Genomic DNA, 12261 nt, shown 5'->3' on the forward strand with positions numbered 1-12261 from the left:
GTGTGGTAACTGCGGGCATGGTAGCCTTTTTGCCGTGCCCAGACCCACACGTTCTTCCACGTCCGCCTCGTCCTCCGCGAAGCCCGCCCCCAGCCCCGCACAGCAGGCCCTCGTCAAGCTGGGGCTGGTGCGCGACATCGACCTGGCCCTGCACCTGCCCCTGCGCTACGAGGACGAGACGCGCATTACGCCGATCCGCAGCGCACGCGATGGCGACACGGTGCAGATCGAGGCCACGGTGACCGCCAGCGAGGTGCAGATGCGCCCGCGCCGGCAACTGGTGGTGACCGTGGAGGACGGCACCGGCAGCTGCGAGCTGCGCTTCTTCAGCTTCTACCCTTCGCACCAGAAGACCATGGCCGTGGGCGCGCGCCTGCGCGTGCGCGGCGAAATCAAGGGCGGCTTCTGGGGCCGCCAGATGCTGCACCCGGCGTTCCGCAAGGCCGAAGGGGACTTGCCCGCGGCGCTGACCCCCGTCTATCCCACGGTGGCGCAGCTGCCTCAGGCGTACCTGCGCCGCGCCGTGGCGAGCGCCCTCACGCGCGTGGAATTGCCCGAGACGCTGCCGCCGGGGCTGGAGCCCCCCGCGGTTCCCTCGTGGGTGCGGGGGAATGGCCAAAATGGCCTCCAGCGCCCATGGAGCCTGCGCGAGGCGCTCCTTTTTTTGCATCACCCCACGCCCGATGTGGCGCTGGCCACGCTGCAGGACCACAGCCACCCGGCGTGGCAGCGCCTGAAGGCCGAGGAACTGCTGGCGCAGCAGCTGTCGCAACTCACCGCCAAGCGCGAGCGCGCCCGCCTGCGTGCCCCGGCCCTGCGCCCGCAGGCGCAGGCGGGAAGCACGCCGCTGCACGAACAATTGCTGGGCGTGTTGCCCTTCAGCCTGACGGCCGCGCAGCGCCGCGTGGGTGAGGAGATCGCGCGCGATCTGGCCCGGCCGGTTCCCATGCACCGTTTGCTGCAGGGTGATGTGGGCTCGGGCAAGACCGTGGTGGCTGCGCTGGCCGCCACGGTGTGCATGGACGCGGGCTGGCAGTGCGCGCTGATGGCGCCCACCGAGATCCTGGCCGAGCAGCACTTCGCCAAGCTCATCGGCTGGCTGCAGCCGCTGCTGGCCGCGCGCGGGCGCCAGGTGGCGTGGCTGGTGGGCGGGCAGAAGAAGAAGGAGCGCGCCGAGATGCTCGCGCGCATCGAAAGCGGCGAGGCCGCGCTGGTCGTGGGCACGCACGCCGTCATCCAGGAGCAGGTGCGTTTCAAGAACCTGGCGCTGGCGGTGATCGACGAGCAGCACCGCTTCGGCGTGGCACAACGCCTGGCGCTGCGAAAAAAGCTGCAGCACGCCGGCATGGAGCCGCACCTGCTGATGATGAGTGCCACGCCCATCCCGCGCACGCTGGCCATGAGTTACTACGCCGATCTGGACGTGTCCACCATCGACGAGCTGCCGCCCGGGCGCACGCCCATCGTCACCAAGCTGATCGCGGACAGCCGCAAGGATGAGGTGGTCGAGCGCATCGGTGCGCAGGTGGCGGCGGGCCGGCAGGTGTACTGGGTGTGCCCGCTGATCGAGGAGAGCGAGGCGCTGGACCTGTCCAACGCCACCGCCACGCACGCCGAGTTGAGCGAGGCGTTGCAGGGCGACGCGGCGCACGGGCGCGCGCCGGTGATGGTGGGCCTGCTGCACTCGCGCATGCCCGCCGCCGAGAAGAAGGCCGTGATGGACCTGTTCAAGGGCGGGCAAATGGGCGTGCTGGTGTCCACCACCGTGATCGAAGTGGGCGTGGACGTGCCCAACGCCTCGCTCATGGTCATCGAGCATGCCGAGCGCTTCGGCCTGTCGCAGCTGCACCAGCTGCGCGGGCGCGTGGGGCGCGGCGCGGCGGCTTCGGCCTGCGTGCTGCTGTACTCCACGGGCGATTCGGGCCGCCTGGGCGAGACCGCGCGCGACCGCCTGAAGGCCATGGCCGAGACCACCGACGGTTTCGAGATCGCGCGGCGCGACCTGGAGATCCGCGGGCCTGGCGAGTTCCTGGGCGCTCGCCAGTCGGGCGACGCACTGCTGCGCTTTGCCGACCTGGCCACCGATACGCTGCTGCTGGAATGGGCGCGCGAGACGGCGCCGCAGATGCTGGACCGCCACCCGCTGCTGGCCGAGCGCCACATCCAGCGCTGGCTTGGCGGAAAATCGGACTATCTCAAAGCCTGATGGGCCGCCCGCGGCCGCACAGCGCGGCGGGCGTTGCACAATGGCCGATTCTGCCGGCCGGATTCGCCATGACTCTTACCGAACTCAAATACATCGTCGCCGTTGCGCGTGAAAAACACTTCGGCCGCGCCGCTGAAGCCTGCTATGTCTCGCAGCCCACGCTGTCGGTAGCGGTGAAGAAGCTCGAGGACGAGCTGGAGGTCAAGCTCTTCGAGCGCAGCGCGGGCGATGTCTCCGTCACGCCGCTGGGCGAGGAAATCGTGCGCCAGGCGCAGAGCGTGCTGGAGCAGGCCGCCGCCATCAAGGAGATCGCCAAGCGCGGCAAGGACCCGCTGGCCGGCGCCCTCACGCTGGGCGTGATCTACACCATCGGCCCCTACCTGCTGCCCGAGCTGGTGCGCCATGCCATCGCGCGCACGCCGCAGATGCCGCTGATGCTGCAGGAGAACTTCACCGTGAAGCTGCTGGAGATGCTGCGCACCGGGGAGATCGACTGCGCCATCATGGCCGAGCCGTTCCCCGACACCGGCCTGGCCATCGCGCCGCTGTATGACGAACCCTTCCTGGCGGCCGTGCCCAGCAGCCACCCGCTGGCCGAGCGCGATGCGGTCTCGGCGTCGGAACTCAAGAACGAAACCATGCTGCTGCTGGGCGCGGGCCACTGCTTTCGCGACCACGTGCTGGAGGTGTGCCCCGAGTTCGCGCGCTACGCGAGCAATGCCGAAGGCATTCGCCGCACGTTCGAAGGCTCGTCGCTGGAGACCATCAAGCACATGGTCTCCGCCGGCATGGGCGTGACGCTGGTGCCACGCCTGTCGGTGCCGCGGGATGCGCTGCACACGGGTGCACGCCGGCGCAAGAGCGACGACACGCACATCCGCTACCTGCCCATCAAGGAGAGCGACGGCAGCCCGCCGCCCATGCGCCGCGTGGTGCTGGCCTGGCGGCGCAGCTTCACGCGCTACGAGGCGATCGCCGCGCTGCGCAACGCTGTCTACGCCTGCGAGTTGCCCGGCGTCACGCGCTTGTCTTGACGCAGGGCGATGCTGCGCGGCGCGGCAGTTGGTACAGTCATGGCAGAGTCATCCCAACCACCCAGAAAGGACGCACCATGGCCAAGCCCAGCAGCAAATCCGTCAGCACCAAGAGCGGCGCACCGCGCATCAACATCGGCATCAGCGACAAGGACCGGGCCGCCATCGCGCAGGGCTTGTCGCGCCTGCTGGCCGACACCTACACGCTGTACCTCACGACCCACAACTTCCACTGGAACGTGACGGGCCCGATGTTCAACACGCTGCACACCATGTTCATGGCGCAGTACACCGAGCTGTGGAACGCCGTGGACCCGGTGGCCGAGCGCATACGCTCGCTGGGCCATGTGGCGCCGGGCTCCTACGCGCAGTTCGGCCAGCTCACCAGCCTGCCCGACGTGCCGGCCCAGCCGCCCAAGGCGACCGAGATGATCCGCATCCTGGTGGAAGGCCATGAGGCCGTGGCCCGCACTGCGCGCGAGCTGTTTCCCCTGGCCGACAAGGCCAGCGACGAGCCCACGGCCGACCTGCTGACCCAGCGCCTCACGGTGCACGAGCAAACGGCCTGGATGCTGCGCTCGCTGCTGGAGGACTGAGCGCAACTGTGCACGCGGGCCGGGCCATGTCCGCCACCGAGACAGAGCTCAAGCTGGCGCTGCCCCCGCGTGATGCGGCGGCGCTGGCGGTGCGCCTCATGCGCGAGCCGGCGCTGGCACGCGCCACGCCGGTGCGTGAGCACCTGGTCAGCCTCTACCACGACACGCCTGCGCAGGACCTGCTGCGCCAGCGCGTCGCCCTGCGCCTGCGCCGCGAGGGGCCTGAGGGCGCGGGTGCCCGCTGGCTGCAGACTCTCAAGACCGCGGGCGACACCACGTCCGCGCTGAGCCAGCGCGGCGAGTGGGAAATGCCCGTGGCCGGCCCGGCGCTGGAGCTGCACCGGTTGGAGGGCACGCCCTGGCCCGCCATGGACCCCGATGGCGTGCTGGCCGCCGCGCTGCAACCGTGCTTTACCACCGACTTCGTGCGCACCCGCTGGCGTGTGCGGGCGCGCGGCGGCGCCGTGGTGGAGGTGGCGCTGGACGTGGGCGCCGTGACCGCCACGGTGGACGGCGCGGCGCATGCCACGCCGCTGTGCGAACTGGAGCTGGAATTGCTGCAGGGGCCCCCTGAGGCACTGCTGGCGCTGGCGCGGCGCATCGCGCGGCACGTGCCGGTGCTGCCGCTGGCCGCGAGCAAGGCCGCACGCGGCTACGCGCTGCTGCAACCGCCGGCCAGCCCGGCCGTGGAGGCCCAGCCGCCCGCGCTGAAGCGCGGCATGACGGTTGCGCAGGTCGCCGAACGCGTGCTGCAGGAGCCTTTCCACCAGTTCTGCGCCAACCTGTTTGCGCTGCAGCAGGGCAGCGACGCGCCCGAGGTGGTGCACCAGGCCCGCGTGGGCTGGCGCCGGCTGCGCAGCCTGGCGCGCCTCTTCGCCCCGGCCTGTGCCGCGCGGCCGGCCCCCGCCGCCGCAGCGCTGGCGCCGCTGCTGCAGTCCCTGGGACATTTACGCGACCTGGATGTGGCGCGCACCCAGACGCTGCCTGCGTTGGCCGCGCACTACGCGCAGGGCGGCGCGCGGCAGGCCGCCGCCTGGGCGGCAGCGCAGGCCGCGCTGGATGCCGCCGCAGACCAGGCCCGCGCGCAAACGCGCGCCGCACTCCAGCGCCCCGCCGTGGGCGCCGCGCTGCTGGCCTGGCAGGACTGGTTGCATGGCTGGGCGCTGGCCGCGCAGGGGGAGTGCGGCGTGGACGCCTGTGCCAGCGATGCCCTGGCCGGCGCGCCGGCGCGGCACTGGGTGCGCAAGCGCGTCCAGCGGCTGGTGCGGCGCCTGGGCGCGGCGCTCAAAACGGCGGGCGATGACGAAGGCCTGCACCATGCCCGCATTCTCGCCAAGCGGTTGCGCTACGGCAGCACGTCGCTGGCGCCGCTGCTGCCCCGTCGCATGGGCCGCCACCGGGGCGCGGCCGAGCAGTGGCAGGAGCGCCTGGGCGCGCAGCGCGACTGGGCGCGGGCCGCCGCTCTGGTGGCTGTCTGCGGGGGCGATGCCGCCGTGGTTGCTTTCCTGCGCGGGGCCGCGCTGGGGCGCGGCTGGGATCCCCTGCGGGACGCCGCGCGCCGTTGAACGGCAGTCTTCCGCTCACGGGCAGTGCCGTGCGACCACGCGGGCGCGCCGGCCACCATGGCGTATAAAAGCGGGCTTTGGCGCACGCTGGCGGGCACCCGTCCCCGTGTGCTGCGTCGTCCGCGGGCCTTGTGCCTTCGGTGTCCGTGTCCGCCCCGTGGCGCCCTGCGCAACCTGTCTTTTCCCTTGCCTCCATGTCCGCTGTCGCCCCGCGCTCCCGCCTGTCCCTGTACCTCGACCTGATCCGCTGGAACCGCCCCGCGGGCTGGCTGGTGCTGGTGTGGCCCACGCTGGCGGCGCTGTGGGTGGCGGCGGACGGCTTTCCCGGCTGGCACCTGCTGGCGGTTTTCGTGGCCGGCACGGTGCTCATGCGCAGTGCGGGTTGCACCATCAACGACATTGCCGACCGCGACTTCGACCGCCATGTGAAGCGCACCACGCAGCGCCCCATCACCAGCGGCCAGCTGGGCGTGAAAGAGGCCGCGCTGGTGGGCGTGGTGCTCACGCTGGCGGCTTTCGTGCTGGTGCTCACCACGCGCTGGGAGGCGGTGGCCTGGTCGGTGCCCGCGGTGTTGTTCACCATCCTGTACCCGTTCACCAAGCGGTTCTTCGCCATGCCGCAGGCGTTCCTGGGCATTGCGTTCAACTTCGGCATCGTGATCGCCTTTGCGGCCGTGCAGGGCCGGGTGCCGGCCACGGCCTGGGTGCTGTGGCTGGCCAACCTGTTCCTGGTGCTGGCCTACGACACCGAGTACGCCATGGTGGACCGCGACGACGATCTGAAGATTGGCATGAAGACCTCGGCCATCACGCTGGGGCGCTTCGACGTGGCGGCCATCATGGGCTTCTTCGTGCTGTGCCTGGGGCTCACGGCGTGGGTGCTCGCGCCCTACGGCCTGGGCTGGCCGCTGTGGCTGGGGCTGGGCGTGGCGGCGGCGCAGGTGGCATGGCACTTCACGCTGATCAAGGACCGCACGCGCGAGGGGTGCTTTACCGCCTTCAGCAAGAGCCACTGGATCGGCGCGGCGATCTTTGCCGGCGTGGCGCTAGGGTATTTGCTACGCTAGTGATAGCTGCCAGCGCTTGACTGTCAACCGCTGGAGCTATTTTTGACGCTTGAATCAGGCGCCGAACTCGGCCGCCAGTTCCTTGGCACGGGCCTCTGCCGCGCGCATGGCGGCGATGAAGTGCGCGGGCACCTGTGCAGCCTGCAGGTGCGTGATGGCGGCGTGCGTGGTGCCGCCCTTGCTGGTCACGCGCTGGCGCAGCACCTCGGCGCTCTCGGGCGAGCGCGCGGCCAGCTCCGATGCGCCCTGGAACGTGGCCACGGCCAGCTGGTAGGCCTGCGCGGGGGGCAGGCCCATGTCCACGCCGGCCTGGGTCATGGCTTCGAGGAACAGAAACACATAGGCCGGGCCGGAGCCCGACAGCGCGGTGACCGCGTCGAGCTGCTCCTCGGCCTCCACCCAGACGAACTGGCCGGTGGTGGCGATCACGCGTTCCACCAGCGCCTTGCCCTGCGGGTCCACTTGCGGGCGGGCGAACAGGCCGGTGATGCCCTTGCCCACCAGCGCGGGGGTGTTGGGCATGGCGCGCACGATGTGCTGCGTGTCCAGCCAGCGCGCGATGCTGTCGGTGGGAATGCCGGCGGCCACGCTCAGGTGCAGGGCGGTGGCGGTGTGGGCGCGGGTGGCGGCGGCGGCTTCCTTGAAGGTCTGGGGCTTGACGGCCCAGACGACCAGCGCGGCGCGCGCGAGCGCATCGCCAGCCGCGGGCTGCGCGGTGATGCCGAATTTTTCCTGCAGCGCGGCGCGCGCGGGCTCGAAGGGTTCGACCACCTCGATCTGGCCGGCCGGCAGGCCGCGCTGCAGCAGGCCGCCGATGATGGCGCTGGCCATGTTGCCGCCGCCGATGAAGGCAATGGGGGGAAGGGGGGATGCGCTGGCTGTCATGGGATTGGGCGGGGAAGCGATGAGGTCAGGCGGCATTGTGCGCCGTCCAGCATCATTCAGAGTGATTCAAAAACAGGAGCTGCTCGCGCTTGCTACGCGGGAGGTTCAGAGTGTTTTGTATCTGAAAATGGGTTGCAGCAAGCGCCAGCAGCTATGGTTTTTACGTCAACCGGGTAGCACGGCCTGCGCGACGGCGTGCTCCCAACGCGCCATCAACGCCTCGGCCTGGCTGCGCGGCAGGGTGGGGGTGAAGCGCCGCTCGGCCTGCCACAGGGCAGACAGTTCGTCGGTGCTGGCATACACGCCGCTCGCCAGGCCCGCCAGGTAGGCGGCGCCCAGGGCGGTGGTCTCCACCACGGCGGGGCGCACCACGGGAATGCCCAGCAGGTCGGCCTGGAACTGCATCAGCAGGTCGTTCACGCAGGCGCCGCCGTCCACGCGCAGCTCGCTCACCGGGGCGCCGCCTGCGGCCACGGCGTCGCGGCTCATGGCGGCCAGCAGCGCGGCGCTCTGGTAGGCAATGGATTCGAGCGCGGCGCGCGCGATGTGCGCGATGGTGGTGCCGCGCGTGAGGCCGGTAATGGTGCCGCGCGCGTCGGGCTTCCAGTAGGGCGCGCCCAGGCCGGTGAAGGCGGGCACCATCATCACGCCGCCCGAGTCGGGCACGCTTTCGGCCAGCGCCTGCACCTCGGAGCTGGCCGAGATGGCGCGCAGCCCGTCGCGCAACCACTGCACCACGGCGCCGCCCACGAACACGCTGCCTTCCATGGCGTACTCGGGCGATCGGCCGGCCTGCGCCGCGCTGGTGGTGAGCAGGCCGTTCTCGCTTTTCTGAAAGCGGCTGCCGGTGTGCATGAGCATGAAACAGCCCGTGCCGTAGGTGTTCTTGGCCATGCCGGCCGTGAAGCACGCCTGGCCGAAGAGCGCGCTTTGCTGGTCCCCCGCCACGCCGCCAATGGCGATCGGGCCGCCCAGCAGCGCCGCGTCGGTGGCGCCGAAGTCGCTGGCCGATGGCAGCACCTCGGGCATCAGCGCGCGCGGGATGCGCAAAAGCTGCAGCAGCTCATCGTCCCACTGGTTGGTGTGCACGTTGAACAGCATGGTGCGGCTGGCGTTGCTCACGTCGGTGACATGGCGCTTGCCGCCGGTGAGCTGCCAGATGAGCCAGCTGTCCACGGTGCCGAAGGCCAGCTCGCCGGCCTCGGCCGCATCGCGCGCGCCGGGCACGTGGTCCAGCAGCCACTGCAGTTTGGTGCCGGAGAAGTAGGCGTCGATCAGCAGGCCCGTCTTGGCCTGGATGGCGGCCGCGTGGCCCTGTTCGCGCAGTTGCGCGCAGGCGGGCTCGGCGCGCCGGTCCTGCCAGACGATGGCGTGGTGCACGGGCTCGCCGGTGCGGCGGTTCCACAGCACGGTGGTCTCGCGCTGGTTGGTGATGCCCAGGGCGCGCACGTCCTGCGCGGTGATGCGCGCCTCGCGCAGCGCGTCCTGCGCAGTGGCGAGCTGCGTGCGCCAGATCTCGCGCGGGTCATGTTCCACCCAGCCGGGGCGGGGATAGATCTGCGGCAGCTCGCGCTGCGCCTGGGCCACGATGCGGCCACGTTCGTCGAACACGATGCTGCGGGAGCTGGAGGTGCCTTGGTCGAGTGCGAGCAGGTAGGTCATGGGCGGAGCGTAACGTGTTGGGGCGCTGTTCAGTCGCCGGGAGGGCCTCTCATGCGGCAGCCACGGTGCATTGCACGCCGGCCTCGTGCAGCAGGGCCGGGAAGGGCTCGGGCGGCGGCGCGTCGGTGAACAGCCGGTCGATCTGCGCGAGCTGCGCCAGCTGCACCATGGCCGGACGGTTGAACTTGGTGTGGTCGGCGGCCAGCCAGACCTCGCGCGCGTGTTCGATGATGGTCTGCGCGACCTTCACCTCGCGCATGTCGTAGTCGCGCAGCGAGCCGTCGGGCTCGATGCCGGAGATGCCGATGAGCGCGATGTCCACGCGGAACTGGCGGATGAAGTCCACCGCCGCCTCGCCCACGATGGCGCGGTCGCGCTTGCGCACCACGCCCCCGGCCACGATCACTTCGCAGTCGGGGTTGGCGCACAGGATGGCGGCCACGTTCAGGTTGTTGGTCAGCACGCGCAGGCCCTTGTGGTGCAGCAGCGCCTTGGCAATGGCTTCGGTGGTGGTGCCGATGTTCAGGATCAGCGAGCAGTTGTCGGGCACCTGCGCGGCCACGGCGCGCGCGATGCGCGCCTTGCCCGTGGAGTTCAGCGCCTCGCGCTGGGTGTAGGCCAGGTTCTCCACGGTGGAGCTGGGCATGCGCACCCCGCCATGAAAGCGGCTGACCAGGCCCAGTTCGGCCAGGCGCTGCACGTCGCGGCGCACGGTCTGCAGCGTCACGCCCAGGATGTCGGCCAACTGCTCCACGCTCAGCGACTTGCGCAGGCGTACTTCATCGAGCAACTGGAGTTGGCGGGGGTTAGTGTTCACGGGCGGCGCTGGGGCGGGCATGTCAGTGGGGCGGGATGCACTTTAAAACGAACAAAAAGGAATCGAACAAGGGTAAACCTTGATTCGTTTCGATCACAAAAGAACAAAAATGAATGAATACGAAGATTTTGTCGGGAGTGGCAGGCGTGCGGACGCCTGGCACCCCGCTGCCACAGGGGAGGCGAGGAGCGCGCATGGAGCTGATTTTGGACGGCATCACCAAGCGGGTCGGCCCGCAGGTGTGGCTGCATGGCATGGACCTGCGGCTGCACAGCGACGCCGTGACCGTGCTGCTGGGGGCCACGCAGGCGGGCAAGACCAGCCTGATGCGCATCATGGCCGGGCTGGACCGGCCCACCGAGGGCCGCGTGCGTGTGGACGGCGTGGACGTCACCGGCGTGCCCGTGCGTGAGCGCAACGTGGCCATGGTGTACCAGCAGTTCATCAACTACCCGTCGCTCACGGTGGCGGACAACATCGCCTCGCCGCTCAAGCTGCGCGGCGACAAGAACGTGGCCGCGCGCGTGCACGAACTGGCCGAGCGGCTGCACATCACGCCTTTCCTCGATCGACTGCCGTCCGAGCTGTCGGGCGGGCAGCAGCAGCGCGTGGCGCTGGCGCGCGCACTGGCCAAGGGCGCCCCGCTGATGCTGCTGGACGAGCCCCTGGTCAACCTGGACTACAAGCTGCGCGAGGAGTTGCGCGAGGAACTGTCGCAGCTGTTCGCCGCCGGTGGCTCCACCGTGGTCTACGCCACCACCGAACCGGGCGAGGCGCTGCTGCTGGGCGGCTACACCGCTGTGCTGCACGAGGGCGAGCTGCTGCAGTACGGCCCCACGGCCGAGGTGTTCCACGCGCCGCGCTCGCTGCGCGTGGCACGCGCCTTCAGCGATCCGCCCATGAACCTGCTGCCCGCGCAGCCCGTGCCCGGCGGCGTGCAGCTGGCGGGCGGCAGCGTGCTGGCCCTGCGCCAGCCGCTGCAGGCCCCTGCGGGCGGCACGCTCACGGTGGGCCTGCGCGCCAGTGCTCTGCGGCTGGCCCAGCGCGCGGGCGATGTGGCGGTGCAGGGCGTGGTGGAGCTGGCGGAGATCTCCGGCTCCGACACCTTCGTGCACGCCGCCACGCCCTGGGGCGCGCTGGTGGCGCAGGTCACGGGCGTGCACTATCTGGAACTGGGCAGCGCCGTCACGCTGTACCTCGATCCGGCCCAGGCCTATGTGTTCGGCGCCGATGGCGCGCTGGCCCTGGCGCCCGTACGCGCCTCGGAACGCGCGCAGGGAGGGCACTGACATGGCGCGCATCGAGCTCAACCTGGCGCATTCCTACAAACCCCGCCCGCAGCAGGACAGCGACTACGCGCTGCTGCCGCTGGACATGGTCTTCGACGACGGCGGCGCCTACGCGCTGCTGGGCCCCTCGGGCTGCGGCAAGACCACCATGCTGAACATCATGTCCGGCCTGCTCGTGCCCTCGCAGGGGCAGGTGCGGTTTGACGGCCGCGACGTCACGCGCGCGAGCCCGCAGGAGCGCAACATCGCCCAGGTGTTCCAGTTCCCGGTGATCTACGACACCATGACGGTGGCCGAGAACCTGGCCTTCCCGCTGAAGAACCGCAAGGTGCCTGAGGCGCACATCCGCCAGCGCGTGGGGAAAATCGCCGAGATGCTGGAGATGAGCGGCCAGCTCGACCAGCGCGCGGCCGGCCTGTCGGCCGACGCCAAGCAGAAGATCTCGCTGGGCCGCGGCCTGGTGCGCGAAGACGTCGCGGCCGTGCTGTTCGACGAGCCGCTCACGGTGATCGACCCGCACCTCAAGTGGCAACTGCGCCGCAAGCTCAAGCAGATCCACCATGAGCTCAAGCTCACGCTGATCTACGTGACGCACGACCAGGTGGAGGCACTCACCTTCGCCGACCAGGTGGTGGTGATGACGCGCGGGCGCGTGGTGCAGATGGGCACGCCGGGCGATCTGTTCGAGCGCCCGCAGCACGCCTTCGTGGGCCACTTCATCGGCTCGCCGGGCATGAACTTCCTGCCCGCGCAGGTGCAGGGCGGCGAGATCACCGTGGCCGCGCAGCGCTGGGCTCTGCCGCGTGCGCTGCCGGAGGGCGCCGTGCAACTGGGCGTGCGCCCCGAATACCTGGCCCTGGCCGACGCGCATGCGCCCGGTGCGTTGCGCTGCACCGTGGCGCGCGTGCAGGACGTGGGTACGCACCAGATGCTCACGGCCACCGTGGAGGGTCAGTCCCTCAAGGCCCGCTTCGCGCCCGAGCAGGCGCTGCCCGCGCCGGGCGAGGCGGTCTGGCTGCAGGTGCTGGGCGAGCACACCTGCTTCTACAAGAACGAGGAGCTGCTGCCATGAATGGCTACCCCCTGAGCCGCTGCGCGGCTTCCCCCTGGATGGGGGACGGCGCCCTTTGCTGCGGAGCG

Annotated in this window: 10 protein-coding genes; 7 read left to right on the forward strand and 3 right to left on the reverse strand. The window is 70.5% G+C overall.

The features are described 5' to 3' along the window. Positions 1-34 precede the first annotated feature (34 nt). The 5 genes from recG to ubiA all read left to right on the forward strand — a co-directional run bounded on the left by recG (position 35) and on the right by ubiA (position 6468). Positions 35-2206 carry an ATP-dependent DNA helicase RecG gene (gene recG / locus AC1PPL_RS06225; RefSeq protein WP_479972908.1) on the forward strand — a complete coding sequence of 724 codons (2172 nt, stop codon included), beginning with the start codon at positions 35-37 and terminating at the stop codon, positions 2204-2206. A 68-nt stretch (positions 2207-2274) separates the two neighbouring features. Then, positions 2275-3240 carry a LysR substrate-binding domain-containing protein gene (locus tag AC1PPL_RS06230; RefSeq protein WP_012655431.1) on the forward strand — a complete coding sequence of 322 codons (966 nt, stop codon included), beginning with the start codon at positions 2275-2277 and terminating at the stop codon, positions 3238-3240. Between the two features lie 77 nt (positions 3241-3317). Beyond that, positions 3318-3836 carry a Dps family protein gene (locus tag AC1PPL_RS06235; protein WP_011803840.1) on the forward strand — a complete coding sequence of 173 codons (519 nt, stop codon included), beginning with the start codon at positions 3318-3320 and terminating at the stop codon, positions 3834-3836. 26 nt (positions 3837-3862) lie between these two features. Continuing rightward, positions 3863-5401 (forward strand): CYTH and CHAD domain-containing protein, encoded by a 1539-nt coding sequence (locus AC1PPL_RS06240; RefSeq protein ID WP_479972909.1) that lies wholly within the window; start codon positions 3863-3865, stop codon positions 5399-5401. Positions 5402-5595: 194 nt separating this feature from the next. Further along, positions 5596-6468: a 4-hydroxybenzoate octaprenyltransferase gene (gene ubiA / locus AC1PPL_RS06245; RefSeq protein ID WP_252101793.1), complete on the forward strand. Its 873-nt coding sequence runs from the start codon at positions 5596-5598 to the stop codon at positions 6466-6468. 54 nt (positions 6469-6522) lie between these two features. Here ubiA and proC read toward each other — a convergent pair whose 3' ends face one another. The 3 genes from proC to AC1PPL_RS06260 all read right to left on the reverse strand — a co-directional run bounded on the left by proC (position 6523) and on the right by AC1PPL_RS06260 (position 9832). Continuing rightward, entirely contained in the window at positions 6523-7353 is an 831-nt protein-coding gene (proC, locus tag AC1PPL_RS06250) for a pyrroline-5-carboxylate reductase (RefSeq protein WP_047350288.1), read from the reverse strand. 165 nt (positions 7354-7518) lie between these two features. Further along, the gene (gene glpK / locus AC1PPL_RS06255; protein ID WP_088887784.1) at positions 7519-9015 is read right to left on the reverse strand and encodes a glycerol kinase GlpK; all 1497 of its coding nucleotides are present in this window, start codon (positions 9013-9015) and stop codon (positions 7519-7521) included. Between the two features lie 49 nt (positions 9016-9064). After that, positions 9065-9832: a DeoR/GlpR family DNA-binding transcription regulator gene (locus tag AC1PPL_RS06260; protein WP_041838933.1), complete on the reverse strand. Its 768-nt coding sequence runs from the start codon at positions 9830-9832 to the stop codon at positions 9065-9067. Positions 9833-10026: 194 nt separating this feature from the next. Between AC1PPL_RS06260 and AC1PPL_RS06265 the strand changes: the two genes are divergently transcribed. Next, entirely contained in the window at positions 10027-11121 is a 1095-nt protein-coding gene (locus AC1PPL_RS06265; protein WP_479972910.1) for an ABC transporter ATP-binding protein, read from the forward strand. Between the two features lies 1 nt (position 11122). Then, positions 11123-12193: an ABC transporter ATP-binding protein gene (locus tag AC1PPL_RS06270; RefSeq protein WP_012655437.1), complete on the forward strand. Its 1071-nt coding sequence runs from the start codon at positions 11123-11125 to the stop codon at positions 12191-12193. Positions 12194-12261: the final 68 nt, after the last annotated feature.

Source organism: Diaphorobacter sp. B2A2W2 (genome assembly GCF_056730635.1).